Origin of the sequence: Actinoplanes sp. CA-030573, assembly GCF_050951115.1 — a bacterium.
Classification (GTDB): Bacteria; Actinomycetota; Actinomycetes; order Mycobacteriales; family Micromonosporaceae; genus Actinoplanes.
Window position 1 is genome coordinate 6,782,936 of sequence record NZ_CP192038.1, and the last position, 23,274, is coordinate 6,806,209.

At 72.9% G+C, this 23,274-nt stretch carries 17 protein-coding genes and 1 pseudogene; 10 read left to right on the forward strand and 8 right to left on the reverse strand.

The genetic code is table 11. The features are described from left to right. The first annotated feature begins 69 nt into the window (after window positions 1-69). Window positions 70-3,291, forward strand: a complete 3,222-nt coding sequence (locus ACQP2F_RS31290; protein WP_433293708.1) for a BTAD domain-containing putative transcriptional regulator — start codon at window positions 70-72, stop codon at window positions 3,289-3,291. A 32-nt stretch (window positions 3,292-3,323) separates the two neighbouring features. Next, window positions 3,324-4,712, forward strand: a complete 1,389-nt coding sequence (locus ACQP2F_RS31295; RefSeq protein ID WP_433293710.1) for an FAD-binding oxidoreductase — start codon at window positions 3,324-3,326, stop codon at window positions 4,710-4,712. On the opposite strand, the gene ACQP2F_RS31300 is transcribed toward ACQP2F_RS31295, so the two are convergent. The 7 genes from ACQP2F_RS31300 to ACQP2F_RS31330 form a co-directional block, all read right to left on the reverse strand. Then, entirely contained in the window at window positions 4,690-5,604 is a 915-nt protein-coding gene (locus ACQP2F_RS31300) for a carbohydrate ABC transporter permease (protein ID WP_433293712.1), read from the reverse strand. The genes ACQP2F_RS31295 and ACQP2F_RS31300 overlap by 23 nt on opposite strands. Continuing rightward, window positions 5,604-6,521 carry a carbohydrate ABC transporter permease gene (locus ACQP2F_RS31305; RefSeq protein ID WP_433293714.1) on the reverse strand — a complete coding sequence of 306 codons (918 nt, stop codon included), beginning with the start codon at window positions 6,519-6,521 and terminating at the stop codon, window positions 5,604-5,606. The genes ACQP2F_RS31300 and ACQP2F_RS31305 overlap by 1 nt, the downstream gene beginning before the upstream one ends. 9 nt (window positions 6,522-6,530) lie before the next feature. Then, the gene (locus tag ACQP2F_RS31310; protein ID WP_433293716.1) at window positions 6,531-7,922 is read right to left on the reverse strand and encodes an ABC transporter substrate-binding protein; all 1,392 of its coding nucleotides are present in this window, start codon (window positions 7,920-7,922) and stop codon (window positions 6,531-6,533) included. A gap of 517 nt (window positions 7,923-8,439) precedes the next feature. Further along, complete coding sequence (locus tag ACQP2F_RS31315; RefSeq protein WP_433293718.1) at window positions 8,440-8,871, reverse strand: hypothetical protein; 432 nt, start codon at window positions 8,869-8,871, stop codon at window positions 8,440-8,442. Then, window positions 8,793-11,018, reverse strand: a complete 2,226-nt coding sequence (locus ACQP2F_RS31320; protein ID WP_433293720.1) for an alpha-mannosidase — start codon at window positions 11,016-11,018, stop codon at window positions 8,793-8,795. Before ACQP2F_RS31320 ends, ACQP2F_RS31315 begins: the two co-directional genes overlap by 79 nt. A 79-nt stretch (window positions 11,019-11,097) precedes the next feature. Next, window positions 11,098-12,129, reverse strand: a complete 1,032-nt coding sequence (locus ACQP2F_RS31325; RefSeq protein ID WP_433293722.1) for a LacI family DNA-binding transcriptional regulator — start codon at window positions 12,127-12,129, stop codon at window positions 11,098-11,100. A gap of 18 nt (window positions 12,130-12,147) precedes the next feature. Continuing rightward, window positions 12,148-13,314 (reverse strand): MBL fold metallo-hydrolase, encoded by a 1,167-nt coding sequence (locus tag ACQP2F_RS31330; RefSeq protein ID WP_433293724.1) that lies wholly within the window; start codon window positions 13,312-13,314, stop codon window positions 12,148-12,150. A gap of 124 nt (window positions 13,315-13,438) precedes the next feature. On the opposite strand from ACQP2F_RS31330, the gene ACQP2F_RS31335 reads away from it, so the two are divergent. The 8 genes and pseudogenes from ACQP2F_RS31335 (at window position 13,439) to ACQP2F_RS31370 (ending at window position 21,909) form a co-directional block, all read left to right on the forward strand. Next, a complete protein-coding gene (locus ACQP2F_RS31335; protein ID WP_433293726.1) occupies window positions 13,439-13,798 on the forward strand; it encodes a VOC family protein in 360 nt (119 codons plus the stop codon). 67 nt (window positions 13,799-13,865) lie between these two features. Then, window positions 13,866-14,120 (forward strand): annotated as a pseudogene (locus ACQP2F_RS31340) (helix-turn-helix domain-containing protein); the annotation flags it as partial. Window positions 14,121-14,249: 129 nt separating this feature from the next. Next, a complete protein-coding gene (locus ACQP2F_RS31345) occupies window positions 14,250-15,371 on the forward strand; it encodes a Gfo/Idh/MocA family protein (RefSeq protein ID WP_433293728.1) in 1,122 nt (373 codons plus the stop codon). A gap of 65 nt (window positions 15,372-15,436) precedes the next feature. After that, window positions 15,437-18,019 carry a putative bifunctional diguanylate cyclase/phosphodiesterase gene (locus ACQP2F_RS31350; RefSeq protein ID WP_433293730.1) on the forward strand — a complete coding sequence of 861 codons (2,583 nt, stop codon included), beginning with the start codon at window positions 15,437-15,439 and terminating at the stop codon, window positions 18,017-18,019. 9 nt (window positions 18,020-18,028) lie between these two features. After that, window positions 18,029-19,402, forward strand: coding sequence for a dipeptidase (locus tag ACQP2F_RS31355; protein WP_433293732.1), 1,374 nt, complete (start codon window positions 18,029-18,031; stop codon window positions 19,400-19,402). Continuing rightward, window positions 19,399-20,112 (forward strand): hypothetical protein, encoded by a 714-nt coding sequence (locus ACQP2F_RS31360; protein ID WP_433293734.1) that lies wholly within the window; start codon window positions 19,399-19,401, stop codon window positions 20,110-20,112. Before ACQP2F_RS31355 ends, ACQP2F_RS31360 begins: the two co-directional genes overlap by 4 nt. A 578-nt stretch (window positions 20,113-20,690) precedes the next feature. Next, complete coding sequence (locus ACQP2F_RS31365) at window positions 20,691-20,879, forward strand: hypothetical protein (RefSeq protein WP_433293737.1); 189 nt, start codon at window positions 20,691-20,693, stop codon at window positions 20,877-20,879. 457 nt (window positions 20,880-21,336) lie between these two features. Continuing rightward, window positions 21,337-21,909, forward strand: a complete 573-nt coding sequence (locus tag ACQP2F_RS31370; RefSeq protein ID WP_433293739.1) for an NUDIX hydrolase — start codon at window positions 21,337-21,339, stop codon at window positions 21,907-21,909. Here ACQP2F_RS31370 and ACQP2F_RS31375 read toward each other — a convergent pair. After that, complete coding sequence (locus ACQP2F_RS31375; protein ID WP_433293741.1) at window positions 21,878-23,239, reverse strand: helix-turn-helix domain-containing protein; 1,362 nt, start codon at window positions 23,237-23,239, stop codon at window positions 21,878-21,880. The two genes, ACQP2F_RS31370 and ACQP2F_RS31375, sit on opposite strands and share 32 nt — an antisense overlap. Window positions 23,240-23,274 lie beyond the last annotated feature (35 nt).

Below are 23,274 nucleotides of genomic sequence, written 5' to 3' on the forward strand. Positions count from 1 at the left end.
CGGCATCCCGGCGACGAGTGTCGGATCACCGATCCACCGATGGCCGAGGGCGGCGGCTACCGTTTCGGTGTGCGGCTTCGGCTGCTCGGCGGATTCGCGGTGGACCGGGACGGAGTGCCCGTGCCGGCCCGCGAGTGGCGGCTGCGCAAAGCCCGTACCCTCGTCAAGCTCCTCGCCCTCGCCCCCGGTCACCGGATGCACCGCGACGAGCTGCTGCAGCTGCTCTGGCCCGATCGGGATCCCGCCTCGGCGGTGAACAACCTGCATCAGGCGATGCACGTGGCCCGGCGGGCGCTCGGCGACGACGACCTGCTGCGGCTGCAGGACGACATCGTCGCGATGGGCGCGGTCACGGTTGATGTGACCGAGTTCGAGCGGCTCGCCGCGGGCGCCCGTGACCTGGCCGGTCTGCGGGCGACGATCGGTGCCTATGCCGGCGACCTGTTGCCCGAGGATCGGTTCGAGGAGTGGGCGATCCCGCGGCGGGAACAGCTGCGAGGCACCCTCTGCGAGCTGCTGGTCGACCTGGCCGAGCAAGCCGGCGAGGCGGAAGCGGTGGCGGCGGCGCAGCGGGCGCTCGCCATCGACCCGCGGCACGAGCGGGCGGTACGGGCGCTGATCCGCCGGCTGGCCGCGGCCGGGCGCCGGTCCGAGGCGCTGGCCCGGTACGAGCGGCTGCGCGAGGACCTGCTCGCCGACTACGGCACCGACCCCGACCCGGAGACCCGGCGGCTGTACCGGGAACTGCTGACCGGCTCCCGCGAGACCGGCGAGCGCGAGGGCGGTGCGCGCGAGGGCGGTGCGAAAGAGCCGGGCCACAATCTCGGGTCGCCGCTGACCAGCTTTGTCGGGCGGGAACGGGAGATCGCCGAGGTGCACCGGCTGCTCGCGCCGGGCGGGCTGGTCACGCTCACCGGGGTCGGCGGCGCCGGGAAGACGCGCCTTGCCGAGGAGGCGGCGCGGCGGCTGCTCCGCGATTTCCCGGACGGGGTCTGGTTCGCCGACCTGGCCGGTGTGAGCGACCCGCGGCTGGTCGCCGACACGGTCGGCGCCGCCGTCGGCCTCGACCCGGCGGCCGGCGCCGACCCGGTGCGGACGCTGACCGGGCGGCTCGCGGGCCGCAGGCTGCTGCTGATCCTCGACAACTGCGAGCACCTGCTGTCCTCCTGCGCCGCCCTGGCCGCGGCCGTGCGGCGGGGCTGCCCGGGCGTGACGCTGCTGGCCACCAGCCGGGAACCGCTGCGGGTGCCGGGCGAGGTGACGTTCCGGGTGCCGTCGCTGGAGGTGCCGGCCGCCGACGACCGCGGCGACCCGGGCCGGCTGGCGGCGCTGCCGTCGGTACGGCTGTTCCTCGACCGGGCGCGGGACGTGCGGCCGGGCTTTGCGCTCGATGACGGCAATGCGGCGTACGTGATGGAGATCTGCCGCCGCCTCGACGGCATCCCCCTGGCCCTGGAGCTCGCGGCCGCGCGGATGTCCCATCTGGAGAGTGCCGAGATCGCCGAGCGGCTCACCGGGGCGCTCTCGCTGCTCGGCCGCCGCGGCGAGCTCACCCGGCACGCCACGCTGCGGGCCGCGTTGGAATGGAGTCACGCCCTGCTGGCCGCCGACGAGCAGATCCTGCTGCGCCGGCTGGCCGTCTTCGCCGGCAGCTTCTCGCTCACCGCCGCGGAGCAGGTCTGCGCCGACCCGCCGCCCGCCGACCCGCCGCCCGCCGACCCGCCGGCCGCCGACCCGCCGGCGGCCGGCCCCATGACCGCCGCCCCCTCACCCGCCGGCGACCGGCTCCCCCGCGGCGACGTGCTCGACTGTCTCGGGCGACTGGTCGACAAGTCGCTCGTGCAGATCGAGCCGGCCGGTGACCGCTCGCGCTACCGGCTGCTGGAGACCATCCGGCAGCTCGCCCGGGAGCGGCTGGTCGCGGCCGGGGAGGCGGCGGAGTTCGAGGACGCGCATTGCCGGCATTTCACCCGGATCGCCGTCGACAGCGATCCCGACCGGGCGGCCGGCCTCGTGCTCGAACGGCCGCAGCGGCTCGACGTCGACCACGACAACCTGCGCGCCGCGCTCGCCTGGGCCGAGCGCCACGACCCCGGCCGGGCGCTGCTGCTGGCCGTCAGCCTGTGGCGCTACTGGCTGGCCCGCGGCCACTTCGTCGAGGGGGCCGACCGGCTGGAACGGGTGATCGAGGCCGCCCCCACGCCGTCGCCGCTGCGGGCCCGCGCCCTGTTCGCGCTGGCCGTGCTGCACGGGCGGCGCGGCAGCGGCGACCGGATGCGCAGCCTCGGCGACGCCGGGGTCGCCGACGCCGAGCGGACGGGCGAGCCGATCGAGATCGCCCGGGCCCGGCTCATGCGCGGGCTGCTTCTGCTCGGCGTGGCCGACCCGGACGAGGCCGAGCGGATCGCCCTCGCCGGCACGCCGCCGGAGCCGACGCTGGTCGCCACCGCCCACTGGCTGGCGGCCCAGGCCGCGCTGAGCCACGAGGACGCGGCGACGGCCCGGCGGCGGTTCGCCACCTGCCTGGACGCGCTCGGACAGGTCGACCGGGCGGCGCCGCCGTTCCTGCCGGCGGTCACCATGTGCGTGCCGCTCATCCCGCTGACCGCCGATCACGTGATCCCGGTCTTCGAGGAGTCGTGGCTGCTCGGCCGCCGGGTCGGCGCGGTGCAGGGCATCGCGTACGCGTTCTCCGCCCTCGGCTACGCCCACCGCCTGGCCGGCGACCTGGCCGGCGCCCGTGACGCGGTCGAGCGCTCGGTCGAGGCCTTCGCCCTGGTCGACGACGACGCCGGCCTCGCGCACGCGCTCAACCACCTCGGCTGCGTCGAGCGGGACGCGCGCCGGTTCGACGCGGCCGGCAAGCACCTGCGGGAGGCGCTGCGCCTGCGCGAGCAGATCGGCGACCGGCGTGGCGAGAACCTCAGCCTGGCCGCGCTGGGCCTGCTCGCGGCCGCGGCCGGCGACGCCGTCGAGGGCCGCCGGGTGCTGGCCGTGGCGCTCGACCGTGGTGCGGCGGTCGACGACGAGCCGGGGGTCGGCGGCGCGCTGCTCAACATGGCGGTGGTCGAGCTGTTCGCCGGCGAGCGGGACCGGGCCCGGCAGCTGGTCGAGCAGGCGGTGACCACCTTCTCCCCGCAGGGCTTCCTCCGGCTCGAGGCATGGTCGCGGCTGCTGCTGGCCGAGCTCGGCGACCCGGCCGGCGCCCGGATCGCGCGGGACCTGTTCGAGCGGCTCGGCTGCCGGATCGGGCTGCCCCGCGCTGAGCGGCTGTTAAGCGCCGCTAAGTGAGTGCGAAGGCGCCGCTCCTAGCGTCGGTCCACATGAACACCTTTGGCGAAGCCACGCTCGGTGAGCTGGCACAGGCCCTGCGGGGCGACCTGATCCGCCCGAGCGACCCGGGCTACGACGAGGCCCGATCCATCTGGAACGCCGCCCATGACAAGAGGCCGGCCCTGATCGTCCGCTGTCAGGGAGTGGCCGACGTGCTCAAGGCCGTCGAGTTCGCGCGCAGCGAGGGACTGCCGCTCGCGGTCCGGGGCGGCGGACACAGCATTCCGGGGTTCTCGACCGTCGACGACGGCCTGGTGCTCGACCTGAGCCCGATGAAGGGCATCCGGGTCGACCCCGAGGGCCGCACGGTCACTGCCCAGGCCGGCTGTCTGTGGAGCGACGTCGACGCCGAGACGCAGGCGTTCGGCCTGGCCGTCACCGGCGGCATCATCTCGACCACCGGCATCTCCGGGTTCGCGCTCGGCGGCGGCATCGGCTGGCTGGTCCGCCGGGCCGGGCTGACCTGCGACAACCTCATCGCCGCCGACATCGTCACGGCCGACGGGCAGTATCTGCACACCAGCGAGGACGAGCGTCCCGAGCTGCTCTGGGCGCTGCGCGGCGGCGGCGGCAACTTCGGGGTGGTCACCTCACTGCAGTTCCGGCTGTACGAGGTGGGCCCGACCGTGTTCTCCGGCCTGGTCTTCTATGCGGGGGAACACGCCGAACGGGTGCTGCGCGGATTCCGTACGGCCACCGCCGGCGCGCCGGACGAGCTGACCGCGCTGGTGAACATGACCACCGCTCCCCCGGCGCCGTTCCTGCCCGAGGAGATCCACGGCAAGCCGATCGTGGCCGTGGGCGGCATGTGGGCCGGCCGCATCGAGGACGGCGACGCCGCCACCCGGCCGTTGCGCGAGCTGGCGCCGGTGGTGACCGACCTGTTCGGCCCGATGCCCTACACCGCGATGCAGGGGCTGCTCGACCCGCTCTACCCGCGGGGCATGTGGAACTACTTCCGGTCGGCGTTCTTCGACGACCTGGACCGGGCGGCCGCCCCGCTGGTGCGGGAGTTCGGCCGGCTGCCGAACCCGCTCACCGAGATCCACGTACACCATCTCGGTGGCGCGATGGGCCGCGTGCCGGCCGATGCCACCGCGTTCGCCACCCGCGACCAGGAGTTCATCCTGAACGTGGTGGCCCGGTCCACCGACGCGGACGGCTACCCGGCCGCGGTCGCCTGGGCGCGCGGCGCGACCGACGCGCTCGGCCCGGACGCGCCGACCTACGTCAACTTCACCGGGGAGGGCGGCGCCGACCGGGTGCGGGCCGCCTACCCCAAGGACACCTACGAGCGGCTGGTGGCGGTCAAGGACCGGTACGACCCGGCCAACCTGTTCCGCCTCAACCAGAACATCAGCCCTTCCGTCCCTGCGTAGCCACGCCTTCGATGAAGTAGCGCTGGCCGAAGCTGAACAGCAGCAGCATCGGCAGGGTGACCAGCAGCGAGGCGACCATGACGTACTGGTAGTTGTTGTGGCCGCCCGCTGTGGGGCTGTACTTCGTCATCGCGTACGCGACACCGAGCGGCGCCGTGAAACCGTCGACCGACCCGCTGTTGAGGTAGATCAGCGCGCCCTGGAAGTTGTTCCACGCCGCCTGGAACTCGAAGAGGAACACGATGACGAACGACGGGATCGACAGCGGCATGGCGATCTTCCAGAACAGCTGCCAGTAGCTGGAGCCGTCGATCCGGGCCGCCTCGAACAACTCCCGCGGCAGGCCCAGGAAGAACTGGCGCTGCAGGAAGATGTAGAACGCGGAGCCGAACAGGTTGGCGCCGAACAGCGGCACCCAGGTGCCGAGGAAGCCGGTCTGCTTCCAGATCAGGTACGTCGGGATCATCGTCACCGAGGCCGGCAGCATCATCGTGGCCAGTACCAGCCCGAACAGGAGATTGCGGCCGGGGAAGCGGAAGTACGCGAACCCGAAGGCCACGATCGAGCTGGACACCGCGACCAGGGCCGCCGCGATCAGCGCGATCGACACGCTGTTGAAGATCCAGTGCAGCAGGGGCAGCTCGCGCCAGACCTCGACGTAGTTGCCGAAGCTCCAGGTGTGCGGGATCAGCGAGTTGTCGAAGACCTGGCTGCCGGGCTTGAGGCTGGCCGCGATCAGCCAGACCAGCGGGTAGAGGAAGAGCGCGGTGAAGCCGATCAGCAGCACCACGAGCATGATCTGGCCGGCTGTCCAGCGGCGCCTTCGTGAACCGCGCGGCTCCCGCCCGACCGGCGTTTCCGCCGCCGCCTCCGCCAGCGTGACCGTCGCCATCAGCGCTCCCCCTCGTAGTACACGAACCGGTTGCCGATCCGGACCTGGATGAACGTCAGGATCAGCAGGATCACGAACAGCACCCACGCCATCGCCGCCGCGAAGCCGAAGTTGAACTGGCGGAACGCCTGCTGGAACAGGTAGACCGCGTAGAACAGCGACGACTCGGGCGCGACGTTGTTCTGGTCACGCCAGAACAGCAGGTAGGCCTGGTCGAAGACCTGGAACGCGGCGATGGTCAGGATGATGACGTTGAAGAACACCGCGCCGGAGATCATCGGCAGCGTGATCCGGAAGAACTGGCGCACCGGACCAGCGCCGTCCAGCGCGGCCACCTCGTAGAGATCCTTGGGCACGTTCTTGAGGGCGGCCAGGAAGATGACCATCGTCCCACTGACGCCCCACAGCGTCATCATGACGATCGACGGGCGTACCCAGGCCGGATCGACAAGCCATTGCGGTCCCTCGATGCCGAACACCCGCAGGCCCCGGTTGATCGCCCCGGTGTTGCCGTTGAGCAGCAGGAAGAAGATGGCCGCGGTGGCCACCGCCGGCGTCATCCTCGGCAGGTAGAAAACGGTCCGGAAGAAGCCGGCCCCGCGCCGCACCCGATTGAGCAGGATCGCCAGGAACAGAGCAAAACAGATCTCCAGGGGTACGGCGAGGACGGCGTAGAAAAGCGTGTTGGCCAGCGAGCTCGCGATCTTCGGGTCGTCGAGCAGCGCCCGGTAGTTGCTCAGCCCGCCCGGCCGCATCTTGTTCGTGGCCAGGTTGAAGTGGCTGAACGAGATGGCCAGGCTGTAGATCATCGTGCCCAGCGTGAAGATCAGGAACCCGATGATCCACGGCGAGATGAACAGGTAGCCGGCGACCGCCTCCCGACGGTTGTACTTGCGCGCCTTCAGCTTCTCGGACATCGCGGTGGTTCAGCCGCCGGTGACGGTCTTGTACGCCGACATGGTGGCCGTCTGCGCGTCGGCCAGCGCCTTCTGCGGGCTCTTCTGGCCGAGCAGGGCCGACGTGATCGCGTTGGTCAGCTCCTGCTTGAGCTGCTGGCCGGCCGGCGAGGCACCGACGCTCTTACCGGCGCCCACCACGTCGTAGTACGTGTTGATGACCTGGTCGAAGCCCGCGTTGCCGCTCGACTTGACGTACTTCTCCTTGATCGCCTTGTCGGCGGCCGGCTGCCCGGTGAACAGGCCGGTGTTGATCGACTTGTCCTTGGCGATGGTCGCGGCGCGGGCCTCGGCGGCGGCGTTCCACGAGTTGTCGTCGGTCAGCGCCAGCGCCCACTTGCAGGCCGCGCTCGGGTTCTTGGCCTTGGCCGGGATGGCGAACGACGAGCCGGTGGCGACCGCGACCGGCTGCCCGTCCTTGCCCTTGAACGGCACCCCGGCGAGCTTGAGCTTGCCCGCGTACGGCGACAGGACGTTCGGGTACCACTGGTAGTTGACCTCGCCGCCGACCTGGTTCTTCACGTACTGGTTCTGCTCGCCGAAGAAGTCGAACGAGTCGGCGAAGCTCTTGTACTTGGCGTACCCGCCCTGCGCGTCGGTGATCTTCTTGAGCAGCTCGAGCGGGTAGACGTTGCCCGGGTCGTCGAGCGTCGGCGCGCCCTTGTCGTCCACCAGCTTGCCGCCCAGGCCGATCATCCACAGGTACATCTGACCGGTCGGCTGCGGGTCGAAGCCGAGCGTGGCCGGCACGCCGCCGTTCGCCTTGTACATCTTCGCGATCGCGGCCAGCAGCGCGTCCGGCTTCGAGGTGTCGAAGTCCTCGGGCTTGACGCCGGCCGCGTCGGCCACGGCCGTGTTCACGATGATGGCCGGCGGCTGGTAGAACTGCGGCACCGCCCAGACCTGGTTCTTGTAGGTGACGTCACCGACGACGCTCGGGTACCACCGCTGCTTCGCGTCGACCTGGTTGGCCGAGAAGCACTTGTCCAGCGGCATGATCAGACCCTGGGCGGCGTACGTGGCCACGTACTCCCGGTCCATCTGCACGACATCGGGCACCTCACCGCTGGCCAGCCGCGTGGTGAACTTCTGCGCGTCGAACGTCGTCTGGTCCATCTTGATGGTGACGCCCTGGAGCTGCTTGGCCGCGTAGTCCATGCGCGCCTTGCCGACCTCGTCGGCGTTGTCGAAGGCCCAGGCGCTCAGCGTCCCGGTCGGGTTGGTGCTGAACGTGGTCGCGTCGCCACCGCTCCCGCCGCCGGCGTCGCCGCTCCCGCCCGACTCGCAACCCGTGGTGACCATCGAGATGCCAAAGGCCATCGCAACGCTCGCGGCCAGCACGGCCGCTCGCCTGTTCTTCATGTGGCGCGTCCCTTCGGCGGCGTACGGGACGCTGTCCGCCCTGTGGAACCCGTCCCATGTCCGCCGTTAGAGGCACAGAGGTCGGCGGCGTACCGCCCCGTATCGCCGCAGGTCAAAGTCATGCAAAGAGTCGTCCGAGGGGCAAATCCGCGCAGCGCCCGGCATGAAAACGTTGCCACATCTGTGGGTTAGTGATCTTGCCAGGGACACTGCAGTGGCCGCGGAGTACCCCAGGTGGTGGCTTTTTACACGCCTATTGCGCGAAGTTTTCGTGTTGGTGGCGCTCCGATGTGGAATGCCGCCGCGCCATCGGCGTCGCCGGGCACCGCACCAGCGTCGGCATCCCTACGCCGGCACCACCGTGACCGCGCGCTTCGGGCTTAACGTGGCGAACTATGAAGAATCGGCGCTACCCGCCAGGCGCAAACTCTTCAGCGCTCCGGGAAATCGGCGGGCTTGACGGAAAATCTCCAGGTGCGCGCGGCGGCGCGAGTGGGGCTCGATGCGCTGGGATGCGTCAGCTGTCGGGATGGCGTCGCTGGGCGGGGGCCATTCGCTCGGCGGGGAGGGTTGCGTCGGAAGCGTCGTGGTCGGGCTCGGCGTCACGGCCGCCGGCGGGGGCGACCGGAAGCGGCGTGGAGCTGACCTGCACGTCGGGCAGCTCCCACTCGATGAGGTCGGTCTCGCGGACCGGGCCGCCGGCGGAGGGTAGGCGGAACGTGCGGATCCGGTGCGGGGCGAAGTCGGCGTGGAGGGTGCGGCCCAGCATGGGGACCTCGATCGAGGCGCGCGCGGGGTGGCCGGTGGTCTCGACGGCCCGGACTATCAGGTCGGGGGACGCGCCGCTGTCTTCGGCGAACTTGACGGCGGTTACCAGCACCTGGCCGCCGCCGTCGGAGACGTAGCTCTGGGCGGGTGGCAGCGGGCCGCGGTGGAAGCTCTCCAGCATGGCGCATACGGGTGCGCCAGCTCGGCGGCGCGGCGATGCAGGCCGGCGGCGCGCCAGTCACCACGGTGCGGCACCAGGGCGTACCGGAAAGAATGCCGGCCCTGGTCCTGGTAGCTGTAGAAACCGTCGGGGTCGAGCCCGCGCGGATCGTGCCAGGCGTAGACGGGGCTGCGGACGGCGGTGACGCCGATGCTGACAGTGTCGCCGGGTGCGGCATCGGGAGAAGGGGACGCGGGCGAGGACGGTGACACGTCGTATCCGTGCTTGGCATTGGTGATCACGGCCAGGCCGGCGGCGACGTCGCCGATCGTGCCGGAGACGTCGACCCAGGACTGGGCGGGGTTCTCGGCGCCGTCGACCGGGCGGGTCAGGGCGCCGAACGGGATCTCGTAGGTGGACACGGGGGCGGACAGGCCGGTGGGAAAGCAGAGCTTCAGCTGGTGGGCCTGCTCGCGCCAGTCGAGGGTGACGTCGACCGTGAGGCAGTCGGCGTCGTGGCCGAGGACGAACTCCTCCACCAGCGTCGAGCGGTTCCACTCGCGCTCCACGCGGAGACGGGCGCGGAGGGGGCCGGCCTCGCGGAGAACCATCCGGCTGGTACGCAGGGAGACGCCGGGCCAGCGGTACGACCGGACGCGATGTCCCCAGGTGTCGGTCGGATCGGCGCAGATCTGGGTGTGCTCGCCGCGGCCGCCGGCCACCAGGTCGGCGCCGGTGCGCTTGTCCAGCAGCGACGACAGCCACCCGGTCGAGGGGTCGAACTCGGCCCGGAGCACCGCGTTCTCCAGCACCGTCGCGGAAGCCCGCAGCGCCCCCGAGAGCGGCGCCTCCGCACCGGGCCGCAGCCGGTAGAGCCGGTACCCCAGCGCCGGAACCGAGGCCTCGAAGACGGTCAGGGGCCAGGGGTGGGGGTTGAAGACCAGCACCGGCTGGGTGCCGTCCTCGAGCGGGATGTCCACCTGCCGCGCGATGACGTTGTGCGTACGGGTGATGATGCGCTTGGCGATCGCGACGGCCTCGCCGAGCTGGTCGCGGGCGTCGTCGTAGGCGCTCTCGATCGCCGAGCCGGGCAGCACGTCGTGGAACTGGTTGAACAGGATCTGCCGCCAGGCCCGGCCGAGGTCGTCGCCCGGGTGCGGCAGGCCGAACCGGGTGGCGCCGACGGCCGCCCAGCGCTCGGCCGAGAGGCTCGCGGCCTGCGCCCGCCGCTGCCAGATCTTGATGCCGGAGTGCGCGGAGTAGCAGCCGGGCGCGTGCATCTGCAGGTCGCCGCGCCACACCGGCAGCTCGGCGAGCCCGGCCGGGCCCAGGCGCTTGGCCAGCTCGTCGAGGTAGCGCCCGGGTGACGAGATGACCATGCGGCCGAACGTGCCCATCCGGTCGTAGCGGTGGATCGACTCGATGTTGGCGCGGGTCGGTCCGCCGCCGTGGTTGCCGACGCCGAAGTAGATCATCACGTCGCCGAGGGTGCGGTCGACGGCGCCGAGCGACTTGTCGGCCTGCGCGCTCACGTCGCCGGGCGGGCTGCAGTACTCGTACGGGATGCGGTAGCCCAGCACGCGCGTCCCGTCCGGCGACTCCCACCAGAACGCGGTGGCGCCGAAGCCGGACTCGTGCGGTCCCGGCCGCATGAAGCAGTACGAGCTGAGCCCCTGCCCGGCCAGGATCTGCGGCAGCATCGCGTGGTGCCCGAACGGGTCGACGTTCATCCCCACGGTCGCCGTGACGCCGAACTTCTCCCGCAGGTAGCGCTGCCCGTAGAGGCCCTGACGCACGAACGACTCACCGGCGGGCAGGTTGCAGTCGGGCTCCACCCACCAGCCGCCGACCAGCTGCCAGCGGCCCTCGGCGACCCGTTCGCGGATGCGGGCGAACAACGCCGGGTCGCTCTCCTCCACCCAGGACAGCAGCACGACCTGGTTGCAGGTGAAGACGAAGTCGGGGTACTCGTCCATGCGGTGGATGGCCGACCAGAACGTGGCCCGCGCCTCCTGGTAGCCCTCCTGCCAGGGCCAGAGCCACACCGGGTCGAGGTGCGCGTTGCCGACCATGTGCAGGGTCCGGTCGGGGGTGGCGCCCGGGCGTTCCCCGGCCGGGCGGCCGGGCGGCTGGTCTCCGTTCGGGGCGTTGGCCATCGGTGCGGTCACGATGCCGGCTCCTCTCCCGCGGGCGGGGCCCGCATGGGATCGTTCCCAGATCGACGCTAGGAGAAGTGCCGGGAAAGCGTCAAGACAACCGGAAGGGCGGGGCGGTCGATCCGCGCGAGACGACCGCAGCGGAGAGCAGGACCGTGCGGGCGGGCGCCGACGGGGCGAGGATCCGCTCGCACAACTGGGATACGGCGGCCTCGCCGAGCGCGACCGTGTCCTGCGCGACCGCGGTCACCCCGGGCGTCACCATGCTCATCCACGGGACGTCGTCGAACGAGACCAGGCTGAGCCGGTCCGGGATGGACAACTCGAGCTCGGCCGCGACCCGCCAGACCGCCTCGGCCAGCACGTTGTTGGCGGCGAACACGGCCGTCGGCGGCGACGGCCGGCCGAGCAGCTTGTGGATCTCGACGCGGGCGGCGCCGACGTCCCAGCCGGCGGTCACTATCAGCGACTCGTCGAGCCGCACGCCGGCGGCGGCGTATGCGGCCCGGAAGCCGGCCAGCCGGTCGCGGCCGGTGGTCCAGTGCATCTCGTCGGTGGCCAGCGCGATCCGCCGGTGGCCGAGGGCGAGCAGCCGGGCGGTGACCCGCTCGGCGGCGCTGCCGTTGTCGACCAGCACGGCGTCGCACTCGCCGGCCGAGAACTGCCGGTCGACCTCGATGACCGGGATCCGCTGGCCGGTCAGATAGGCGCCGACCTGCGCCGAGACCGGGGTGACGATGACACCGGCGACCCGCAGCGCCACGAACGTCTCGGCGATCTCGGCCTCGAGCGCGGGCGAGCCGCCGTCGTCGGCCAGCATCATCGTGTACTGCCGGCGGCGGGCCTGCTGGCCGATCCCGGCGGCGAGCCCGGCGTAGAACGGGTTGCGCAGGTCGGACAGGAGCACGCCGATCGACGGGCTGGCCTGCCGGCGCAGGTGCCGGGCGGTGGCGTCGGGCACGTAGCCGAGGGCGCGGGCGGCCGCGCGGACCCGGTCGCGGGCGTCCGGCGCGACATAGCCGTGGCCGGTCAGCGCCCGGGACGCGGTCGACCGGGAGACCCCGGCCGCCTCGGCGACCTCCCGGATGGTGGCGCGGCGCGCCGGCACCCCAGCTGCGGTCAACTCGCGCTCTCCGCTCTGCTAAGCCGATTCCCGTACGTCGATGACCGCCTCGGCGTGCTGGCCCAGGCGCAGCTCCCCGACCGTGACGTCGACGGCCAGCCGGGCCCGGCGGCACGGCCCGCCGGTGGTCACCTCGATCTCCATCAACTCCTGGCCGAGCGGCGGCAGGGAGATCGCCGCCTCGTCCGGGACGGCCACCCACCCTACCGGCAGCACGGTGCGGACCACGGCCTTGCGCACGGCGTCGAACGGATTGCGCACCCGCAGCCCGAGGCGTACGACCGTCCGCGGTTCCGCCCGCGAATAATAGGGCGTCACCCGGGCGACCACGCCGTCCGGGCCGATCGCCAGGTCGTCCAGCGGCAGCAGCTCGCGGTGCAGCCGCTCCTGCTCCTCGGCCTCGCGGGCGACCAGCGCGAAATGGTGGCGCCGTCGGTCACCCCCGTGCCGACCTGCTGGTCGCCGGTGGCCAGCACCCGCACACCGTCCACGACGAACTCGTACGCCGCCTGGTAGCGGGTGTGCCCGGGCAGGTCGTGCACCATGATCTCGTACTCGTGCCAGCCGAAGCTCCGGCCCAGCGGCAGCCGCCGGTCGACCGGGATCGGGTCGTACCAGGTGCACGGCACGTCCTCGGCCATCGGCGCCTCGAGGACGCCGGCCACGTGCTCGGGCGGCCAGCAGACGCAGGGCCGGCTCGGGCTCGTCCATCGGCTCGCCGTGCGACGGCAGCAGCAGATCGAGGCCGCACCCGGCAAGCTGCAGCGCGCTCAGCACGGTCATCGCCGGGCCCTCGTTGTCGACGTACGACCACTGGGTGGCGGCCAGCGACCACACCTTGCCGGGCGCGTAGATCAGGTCGCCGGTGAAGGCCAGCCGCCGCCCGTCACGCTCGATCACGTAGCTGGTGGAGCCGGTGGTGTGCCCGGGCGTGGGCAGCACCTCGACCGCCGTCCCGGCGTAGGTGCGGGTGCGGTACTCGGGCACGACGTCGTGCACCGGCACCGGCTCGAGCAGCGAGAACCGGTCCTGCCGCAGGTTGTAGTCGTTGTGGAGGGCACGGCCCCGCCACATCTCGCCGACGTCGCCGAACAGGTCGCGCTCGGCCGCCGGCACGTGGATCCGGGCGCCCGCGGCGGCGGCGCGGGCCAGGCCCTGGGCCTGGTCGCGGTGGTGGTGGGTCATCAGCACGTCGGTGATCCGGTCGACACGGCGGATGGTATCGATCCCACTTCTGGAGGCGGTGATGGCGATGACGCCCGGTCAAGATCGAGGTGTGGTGGCGGTGACCTTGGGTACCCGGAGGGTCATGACGAGCCGGTTCGCGCAATGGACCCTGGACGTGCACGACGTGCCGCGACTCGCCGCCTTCTGGTCGGCGGTGCTCGGATATCGCATCGAACCCGACGACGATGATGGCGGCGGTGTCCACCTCTACCCGCCGGACGGCGGGCTGAGCGTCTGGCTCCAGCCGACCGGCGCCGAGAAGGCCGGCAAGAACCGCGACCACCCGGATCTCGTGGCGGACGGCGGGGACGTCGAGGCCGAGACGGCGCGGCTGCTGGCGCTCGGCGCCCGGCGCGTCGACGTGGGCCAGACCGGCGACGAGGGCTTCACCGTGCTCGCCGATCCCGAGGGCAACGAGTTCTGCCTCCTGCACCGCCGGTAGCCGGCTCTACGCTCCCGGCGTAACCCGCCGGGTATTGCCGCGGGCGCCGCGTCGGTACGGTGACCTCATGGAGTTCCCCGGGGCCGACCGTTCGCGCCCCCGGCCGCTGCTTCGCACGGTGGTCGGGGAGGTGTTGCGCCGCCGTCGGCAGGAGCAGCGCCGCACGCTCGCCGAGGTGGCACGGGACGCGTGCGTCTCGGTGCCCTATCTGTCCGAGGTCGAGCGCGGGCGCAAGGAGCCCAGCTCCGAGATCCTGGCCGCGGTCTGCGACTCGCTGCACTTCGAGCTGGCCGACCTGCTGGCCGAGGTCCGGCTCGAGCTCACCGGCCACCGCGCGCCGGTCATCCGGCTCGGCGGCGCCCGGCTCGAGGTCGCCCGGTCCCAGCCGGCGACGCACCGCTCCGGCCCGGCCATGCTCCTGGCCGCCTGACCGAAGGGCGGCGCAGCCGGCATGACGGTCCGCTGGGGGATGCTCTCGACCGCCTCGATCGGCCGGGTGGTGGCCGACGCCGTCCAGGACTCGGCCCGGGCCGAGTTCGTCGCGGTCGCCGGGCGCGACGCCGAGAAGGCCGCCGGGTACGCCGCCGAGCTCGGCATCCCGGAGAGCTACGGGTCGTACGAGGAGCTGCTCGCCGACGACGGCATCGACGCCGTCTACATCCCGCTGCCGGTCGCGCTGCACGCCGAGTGGACGATCCGGGCGCTGCGCGCGGGCAAGCACGTGCTCTGCGAGAAGCCGCTCGCGCCCACCGCCGCCGACGCGGCAGCCTGCTTCGACGCGGCCGACGCGGCCGGCCGGCTCTGCATCGAGGGCCTGATGTGGCGTCACCACCCGCAGACCCGGCTCGCCCGGTCGCTGCTGGCCGACGGCGCGATCGGCGAGCTCGCCCTGATCCGGGCCGCGCTCACGGTCGACGTGCCGCCCGGCGACATCCGCCGCACGGCCGCGATGGGCGGGGGCGCCGCGCTCGACCTCGGCTGCTACTGCGTCAGCGCGATCCGGCTCTTCGGCGGGCGGCCGCTGCGGGTCGCGGCCGAGCAGGTGGCCGACACCGCACCCGGCGCCCGCGGGTTGGACCTGCCCGGCGCCGGCCGGGCCGGCCCGCGCGGCGCCCGCGGGGCGGACGTGCCCGGCGCCGGCCGGCCCGGCCCGCGCGGCGCCCGCGGGGCCGACGTGCCCGGCGCCGGAGCGGTCGACCTGCGGCTGGCCGCCACGCTGGCGCTGCCCGGCGACGTGCTCGCGCAGTTCGACGTGGCGCTCGACTTCCCGCGCCGCGACGAGCTCGAGCTGATCGGCACCGGCGGGAAGATCACGGTCCGCGATCCGTGGCTGTGCCGGTACGGCATCGTCGAGGTCGAGCGGGACGGGACGGTCGAGCGGCTGTCGGCCGCCCCGCCCGACCCGGACGAGAACGACGCGTACCGGATCGAGATCGAGGCCGCCTCGCACGCGATCGCCACCGGCGCCGAGCCGCCGTTCGGCCGGGCCGACGCCATCGAGCAGGCCGAGGTCGTCGAGGCCGTCCGGCTGGCCGCGGCCACCGGAAGAAGGATCGAGTTGCCGCCCACGTAACCTCCGGCACGGCTGGCTCGTTAACGAAGTGCCCCCACCCCTCCGCCGTACCTGGATGACACCGAATGGCAGTCCGCCGGATGGCGATCGCGGCCGCCGCCACGGCCGCGCTGGTCGCCGCGCTTGCCCTGCTCCCGGCCGCGGCCGCGGCCGGCCTGATCGCCGCCTGCTCGGGCGTGGTCGCCGTGGCGATGGCCCGGGCCCGCCCGGCCGGGCCGCGCTTCCGGGCCCTGGCCCTGGCCGGCGGGCTGATGATCACCGCCCTGGCCGCCGCGGCGAGCGGCGTCGCGGTGCTGGCCGCGCCCGGGGCCAAGGTCGACGGCGTGCCGCTGCCGGCCGAGATCCCGCTGGTCAGCCTGTTCTTCGTGGCCCTGTTCTTCCTGCCCGCGGTGCTGCGCCCGCACCAGCGCCGGGACGTGCTCGGCCGGTTGCGGTTCGGCCTGGACGCGCTCGGCGTGACCGCCTGCCTGATCTTCCCGCCCTGGCTGCTGCTGTTCGACGACGACCTGCGGCGCGGCGGCGCGATCACGGCGCTGGTCTTCGGCGGCGGCGCGGCGGCGACCATCGCGGTCGCCGGTGTGCACGCCGTGCGGCACCGGGCCGCCCTGCAGTGGTGCGCGCCGGGCGCGGCGCTGGCGCTGATCGGGCTGACCGCGATGGTGATCGCCAACGACTTCCCGTGGGTGCCGAACGCCGCGATCGGCGCGGTCGCGGCCGCGGTCGCGATCGACGCGGCCGCGGTCCTGCTGTGGCACGGTGCGGTCCGGATCCGGCCCGACGCGGGGCCGATCCCGCCCGCCGGCAGCGAGCCGTCGGCCGGGTTCCCGCTGCTCACACTGCCGATGCTGGGCTCGGCGCTGGTCGCTCTCTACCACCTGATCAACGGCGGGCGGATGGGTACGGCGTCGATCGTCCTCGCCGTCACCGCGATCCTGGCGGTGGCGGCCCGCGAGTGGGTGTCGGCGATCGTCCTGCGCCGGCACGCCGACCACCTCACCGACCAGGGCAACCGGCTGCGCAGCCTGGTCTTCGGCTCGGCCGACGTGGCGATGATCCTGGACGCCGACCTCGCCGTGCGCTGGCAGTCGCCGGCCGCCGCCCGCCAGTTCGGCCTCTCCGATCAGGACGTGCTGGGCCGGGCCGTGACCGCGCTGGTCCACCCCGGCCAGGCCGACGCCGTGCACGCGTACCTGACCGACCGGCTGGCCGACGTCCCGCCGCCGGGCGCGGCCGGGCTGCCGGTACGGCTGCGCGACGGCTTCGGCCACTGGCGCGAGACGGAGTGGACGACCAGCGGCGGCGACCCGGCCGAGCCCGGGCGGACCCTGGTCGTGCACGTGCGCGACGCCGGCAACGAGCGCGACCTCGAACGGGCGCTGCGCCAGGCCACCCACGTCGACCGGCAGACCGGGCTGGCCAACCGGCCGGGCCTGTGCCGGGCCGGCGAGCTCACCCCGGGCGCCGGCGCCATGATCGTGATCGAGCTGGGCGGGCTGACCGCGGTCGGCGACGTGCACGGCGCGGAGGTGGCCGAGGTGGTGCTGGCCGAGGCGGCCCGGCGGCTGCGGACCGCGGTGCCGGAGGCGGACGTGCCGGCCCGGGTCGGCGAGACCCGGCTGGCGGTGCTCACCCGCAGCGGCGCGGTGCGGGCCCATCTGCTGGCGAGCCGGCTGCTGACCACGCTGACGGCACCGTACGAGGCGGCCGGCACGGTGGCGCACCTGTCCGGCTGGGCCGGGCTCGCCGACCTGATGCCCGAGACCGACATCGACGAGGTGATCCGCCGGGCGATGCTGGCCGTGCGGTCGGTGCGCTCGGGGCCGCCCGGCGCCGTGGAGTGGTACGACGAGCAGATGGAGGCCCGTCTCCTGCGCCGCTCCACCCTCGAGCAGGATCTGCCGGGCGCCGTCGACCGGGGTGAGCTGGAGCTGAGCTACCAGCCGATCGTCGAGCTCGAGAGCCGGCGGCCGGTCGGGGTCGAGGCGCTGCCGGCGTGGCGGCACCCGGTGCTGGGCCCGGTGCCGGCGGCCGAGCTGCTCCCCCTGGCCGAGGAGCTCGGTCTGCTCGGCCACGTCGCGCACTGGGCGCTGCACCAGTCCTGCCGCCTGCTGCCGAGCTGGCGGCGGCGCAACGACACGCTCTGGCTGGCGCTCAACGTCCGTCCCCGGGCGCTGGCCGACGCCGGCTTCCAGGCGATCCTGCAGACCGCGGTCGAGCTCTACCAGCTGCCGCCGTCGTCCCTGGTCCTGGAGATCTCCGAGCAGGACCTTCTGGACGTACGCGACGGGCAGCCCCCGGCCGACCTGGCGGCCACCCTCGGCCGTCTGCGCGCCGACGGCATCCGCACCGCGGTCGACAACTTCGGCGCCGGCCCGACCTCGCTCAGCCGGCTGCGCATCCTGCCGATCGACCAGCTGAAGATCGACCTGTCCGGCCGCCCGGACGACGCCGTTGTGGAGGTCACCGTCGCCCTCGGCCGGCGGCTCGGGCTCGAGGTCATCGCCCACGGCCTCGGGTCGGAGGAGGACCTGGAGACGGTACGCGCCGCCGGGTGCCGCCTCGGCCAGGGCGCCCCGCTCGGCCGCCCGATGCCGGCCGAGCACCTGGAGGCCCTGCTCGAACGGCATCAAACCCGCCGCCGCGGGTAACCGCCGAGCGTGACCATCACCGATGCCGCGGTGCGCGCCGCCGTCGCCCGGGAACTGCCGGGCGTGCGCGCCGACCTGGAACGGCTGATCCGCATCCCGGGCATCGCCTTCGACGGCTTCGACCCGTCGCACGTCGAGCGGTCGGCCGCGCTTGTCCGGGAGCTGCTGAGCGGCTGCGGGCTGGAGACGCGCATCGTCCGCGCGGGCGGCCAGCCGGCCGTCATCGGCCGCCGGCCCGGACCGCCCGGCTCGCCCACCGTGCTGCTCTACGCCCACCATGACGTGCAGCCGGCCGGCGACCCCGCGCTGTGGGACGGCGATCCGTTCGAGCCGGTCGAGCGGGGCGGCCGGCTCTACGGCCGGGGCGCCGCGGACGACAAGGCCGGGGTGATGGCGCACGTCGCGGCCCTGCGCGCGGTCGGCGACCGGCTGCCGGTCGGCGTCGTGGTGTTCGTCGAGGGCGAGGAGGAGTACGGGTCGGCGTCGCTGGACCGGCTGCTGGCCGAGCACGCCGAGCTGGTGCGGGCCGACGTCATCGTGATCGCCGACTCCGACAACTGGGACATCGGCCGGCCGGCGCTGACCACCTCGCTGCGCGGCACGATGAGCTGCCTCGCCGAGGTCGCGACCCTGCGCGGCGCGGTGCACAGCGGCGTCTTCGGCGGGCCGGTCCCGGACGCGCTGACCGCGCTCATGCGGCTGATCGCGAGCCTGCACCACGACGACGGGTCGGTCGCCGTCGAGGGGCTGGCCGGCGCCGGCGGCACCACCGTGGACTGGACCGAGGAGCGGTTCCGGCGCGAGGCCGGCCTGCTCGGCGGCGTCACGCTGATCGGCGACGGCGGGATCTCCGACCGGCTGTGGACCCAGCCCGCGATCACGGTGCTCGGCATCGGTGCGCCACCGGCCGGCGCGGCGCCGAACGCGCTGGTCCCGCGGGCGACGGCGAAGATCAGCGTACGGCTGGCGCCGGGCGACGACGCGCTCTCGGCGTACCGCAACCTGCGCACCCACCTGGAGAAGCACGCACCGTGGGGATCCCGCGTCACCGTCACCCCCGAGGGTTTCGGCGAGCCGTGCCGGATCGACGCCACCGGGCCGGCCTACGACGCGATGCGCGCCGCGCTGACCACCGCCTGGGACGGGACCGAGCCGGTGGAGATCGGCATCGGCGGCTCCATCCCGTTCGTCGCCACCTTCGCGCGCCGCTTCCCCGCCGCGGCGCTGCTGGTCACCGGCATCGAGGACCCGTACTGCCGGGCGCACGGGCCGAACGAGAGCTTGCACCTGGGCGAGTTCGCGCGCACCTGCCTGGCCGAGGCTCTGCTGCTGCGCAATGTCGCCGATTGGACCACCCCCGCGGCGGGCACACCTCATCCATGAGGCCTGCTCGCATCGCCGCCGCCGCGGCCACCGGCGTGGCGGCCGGCCTGGCCGTCCGCGTCGCCCGCTCACGCCACCGCCGCTCGCTGCACCCGGCCGGCCGCTCCTTCGCCGGCACCGTCGAGATCTTCGGCGATCTCCTGCCCGGCGGGCCCGCTCGCCACCCGGCGACCGTGCGCGTGTCCAAAGGGGCCGGAACGCGCGGCGGCCGGCTCGACGTGCGCGGCCTGGCGGTGCGCGCCCACCTGCCCGGGCGCGACCTGGACCTGCTGCTGTCCACGGCCGGCCGCGGCCGGCTCACCCGCCACCTGCCGATGCCGCGGCGCACCTTCGCCGCCACGTACGGGACCATCACCGCGTACCGGCTCGGCTCCGGGTCCAAGATTTACCTTCTCGCCCGCCCCGACCCCGACGGGCCGGCGATCGGCCGCAGCCTCGGCGAGGTCACTCCGGGCGACCGGTTCCTGCTCGGCATGCGGCAGGGTGAGCGGGAGGTCCCGATCGGACGCGTGACGCTCGGGCGCCTGCTGTCACCCGGCGCCGACGCCGCCCTGGCCTTCGACGCCGTGCGCAACTCGCTGCCCGGCCTGCACCCGGCCGGCCTCGTGCACGGCAGCCGGGCCCTCGCCTACCGGGCGAGCCAGCGCTGGCGCGGCGTCACCCCGGCGCCGGAGAACCCGGCGGCCGTCGCACGCACCGTTCCCGGCTGACGCAGCAGCCGGGGCCGGGGTACTCCGTCTACCTCGCCACGGTGGTCGGCGCCTGGCTCGCCGACCGCGTGCTCGGCCCCGAGCGGGTGCTCTTCGGCAGCGCTGCCGGCCGCCGCCCGTCGGGTCGCCAACCCCCTCCCCGGCCGTCGCCGCCGCTGGTCGCCGCCAGGCCTGTCACCGTCGACGAAGCTCGCGCCGGCCGCGTTCCCGACCCGGATGGTCGCCCTGTTCCTCCTGTCGGTGGCGCTCGGGACGGCCATGTCGGGCACGCTGGCGCGCTACTACGACGGTCGAGTACTTCGGCATCCTCGGCCTGATCGCGATCGCGCTGGGCGCGGTGCTGTGGCTGATCCGCAAGCCGGTGCCGCGCCTGATGGGCGGTGTCCGTTAGTGCGCCCTTTCCGGGGGAATGCGACCTTCATCGGCGATGGAGGGGAATTGTCATGGTTGCCGGACCGCGGCTCGTGCATCCGCTCGCGGCCGCCCGACCGGCGGCGGCGTGGGTCGGAAAATTACTGACATATCTCGCGAACCGGCGGGCACTCCCCGCGTATCTGACCTATGCGAGGGGACCAGCCATGACCAACGTCCAGCAGCCGGAGATGCGCCGGAGCGGCGAGTCGCCGACCACCAAGCAGCGCACCGAGGACGCGCGGCCGACCGACCCACCGCACGGCGGCAAGGACAAGACCGGGGACTCCCCGGTGCCGGAGAGCCAGGCGTCGCCGTACGGCCCGGCGGACAACACCGCGGCGGACGGCTCGTAGCACTCCGACGCCGTTCAGTGCGTCCAGCGGATGAAGCGCTCGAACAACTCCGCCGCCGGCCCGGTGGGTAAGTCGCGGGCCGCCTCCTCCAGATTCGCCCACATGTAGACGATGAGGTGAACCCGTCCCATCTCGCTGCGAAGACTCTCCCGCGCGGTACCGCAAGGCCACGGCTTGGCGCAGCACAAACAGTCCCACGTCGGCCGATGCGCGATGTGCTCGGCCCGCGCGGTGATCGCACGGGCCGGGCTCACGGGCGACGTCCGGACGACAGTCCTCATGGCGCATGCTCCCGATCGGGGTGCTGCCTCATCTCGACCTGACTCACTGGAATACGCGTGTGGCGTCCGATCACCAGCGTCGTCGCTGCATCGCCACGGATGAAGACGCGGGGCGTACGCCATCGTCAGCCGACGCGTTCCCCGTGAGGCTCCTTGCCTCCGGCTATCGTGCGCCCATGACCACCGAGCCCAGACGCGCCAGCGAGTGGACCATCCATGGGGAACGCGTCGTGGACGACACGCGACGTGCCGTCTTGAGCATCGCCGACGTGGAGCTGCCCGACGGCGTGCGGTTTGAGCAGTACGTGCTCCGCGTCCCCGGCGCCGCGATGGTGATCGTCCTGGACGACGAGGAGCGCGTGCTCATGATGTGGCGGCATCGGTTCATCCTTCGGCGGTGGGTCTGGGAGCTGCCGGGCGGCTATCTCGACCCGGACGAGGACCCCGCCGATTGCGCGGCCCGCGAGGTGGAGGAGGAGACCGGATGGCGTCCCCGAGGCATGCGTCGGCTCCTTGGTTTCCAGCCGATGGTCGGCACGATCGACCAGGACAACATCGTCTACCTCGCGCGCGGAGCCGACTTCACCGGTACGGCGCCGGACGTCAACGAGGCCGAGCGGATCAGCTGGATTCCCCTCGCGGACGTCCGGCGATACATCGAGGACGGACGTATCGTCGGTGCCGGCTCTGTCTCGGGTCTCCTCGCCGTGCTGCTTCTCAAGGCCTCGGGAGAGCTGCCCGCTCCGTGAAGTCTCGAACGGCCGGGAGACCTACGTGCTTGGACAGGCGGTTCGCCAGCTCGACGAGATAGTCCCGGGCCCGCGCCGAACGCAGCCCTTCGGTCGCGTCTATCGCGTCGATGCCGAGTCGCGCGGCTTCCTCCGGGTTCCCGGTCTGGATATGGGCCACCGCCAGGAGCACGAGGTTGAACTGACGGCCGCGGGCGAACTGGCGGCCGTCCATCTCGAGCGACCGGGCAGCGAAGCGCAGCGCGATGTCACCCCGGCCGAGCGCGGTGAAGCAATGACCGAACTTTGCGGCGAGGTACGACTCATCGAAGTAGCCGATCCACTGCGGTTCGCCGGCCCGGTCCGCCTTGTCAAAGATCACTTCTGCCCTGCTCAGCGCTCTCGCCGAAGCGCGCTCGTCCCCGCCGATGGCGTGCCCGTGAGCCTCCAGCACGGCCGATTCGGCCTGGATCGCGGCTACCCCCGCGTCGCCGGCCGCTCGGGACGCGGCCAGCGCAAGATCGACCGCTTCGACCGGCGCTTGCTGATAGGCGGCCTGATGGCTCATTGCGGCGAGAATCTCGGCTCCGAGCGCCCGATCACCCGCTCCGGCCGCGAGCCGCAGAGCTTGTATGAGGTACCGCTGCGCGAGGCCGTGCATTCCCGCGTCGTACGAGGTCCAGCCGGCCAGTCGTGTGGCTTCCGCGACCGCCGAGAGCAGGTGGCGGCCGGTTGTCACGTCGTAACTGCCGCTGATCACTTCCGCGACGTCCTGGTTCAGGAATCGGATCAGACTCTCGCGAACGTGTCCGCCTCCGAACCGGTTGTCCAAGGCCCGGTAGGTCGCGGTCATCTGGCGCACGGTCTCCACATCCGGCCGGCCCACCAGACGCTCACCGCGTCCGGCCGGCCGCTCGTCGAACGACGAGACCAACCACCGCATGGCGGGCGGAAGGAACGCCGGTGCGCTGAATCCCGCGTTCCGGAGGCCGTCCTGTCGCCGTATGTCGGATCGCCACAGGCGGACCGCGGCATCGACGCCGCGTTGCCAATTCGACGCGTAACTCAACCCGGTCGAAGCTTCCGCTCCGGTATCGTCCGGCCGATGCCCAACGTCGGCCGACGTCTCGTGGACCAGGGCCGACAGCTGGCCGTCCGCGCCCAGCGCGCCGTCCAGCAGCACCGCGACAGAGACGCTGGGCCGTTTGATTCCGGACTCCAAGTCCCAGAGATAGCCGTGCGAACAGTGGACCTGCCGACCGAGTCGGCGTAGCGACAGGCCGCGCTCCTCGCGAAGTTCCTTCAGCCGTCGAGCGAACGCCGGATCGGCGATGACCGTCTGTCTCGGCATGGCCCGCTCCTCGGAGTCCCGCCGCCCGAAGTTCT

Coding starts and splice junctions, on each gene's coding strand:
- ACQP2F_RS31375 (WP_433293741.1), bottom strand. CDS start 23,239: ATGCCGAGACAGACGGTCATCGCCGATCCGGCGTTCGCTCGACGGCTG.
- ACQP2F_RS31370 (WP_433293739.1), top strand. CDS start 21,337: ATGACCACCGAGCCCAGACGCGCCAGCGAGTGGACCATCCATGGGGAA.
- ACQP2F_RS31300 (WP_433293712.1), bottom strand. CDS start 5,604: ATGGCGACGGTCACGCTGGCGGAGGCGGCGGCGGAAACGCCGGTCGGG.
- ACQP2F_RS31350 (WP_433293730.1), top strand. CDS start 15,437: ATGGCAGTCCGCCGGATGGCGATCGCGGCCGCCGCCACGGCCGCGCTG.
- ACQP2F_RS31335 (WP_433293726.1), top strand. CDS start 13,439: ATGACGAGCCGGTTCGCGCAATGGACCCTGGACGTGCACGACGTGCCG.
- ACQP2F_RS31315 (WP_433293718.1), bottom strand. CDS start 8,871: ATGCTGGAGAGCTTCCACCGCGGCCCGCTGCCACCCGCCCAGAGCTAC.
- ACQP2F_RS31295 (WP_433293710.1), top strand. CDS start 3,324: ATGAACACCTTTGGCGAAGCCACGCTCGGTGAGCTGGCACAGGCCCTG.
- ACQP2F_RS31330 (WP_433293724.1), bottom strand. CDS start 13,314: ATGACCCACCACCACCGCGACCAGGCCCAGGGCCTGGCCCGCGCCGCC.
- ACQP2F_RS31360 (WP_433293734.1), top strand. CDS start 19,399: ATGAGGCCTGCTCGCATCGCCGCCGCCGCGGCCACCGGCGTGGCGGCC.
- ACQP2F_RS31345 (WP_433293728.1), top strand. CDS start 14,250: ATGACGGTCCGCTGGGGGATGCTCTCGACCGCCTCGATCGGCCGGGTG.
- ACQP2F_RS31365 (WP_433293737.1), top strand. CDS start 20,691: ATGACCAACGTCCAGCAGCCGGAGATGCGCCGGAGCGGCGAGTCGCCG.
- ACQP2F_RS31310 (WP_433293716.1), bottom strand. CDS start 7,922: ATGAAGAACAGGCGAGCGGCCGTGCTGGCCGCGAGCGTTGCGATGGCC.
- ACQP2F_RS31305 (WP_433293714.1), bottom strand. CDS start 6,521: ATGTCCGAGAAGCTGAAGGCGCGCAAGTACAACCGTCGGGAGGCGGTC.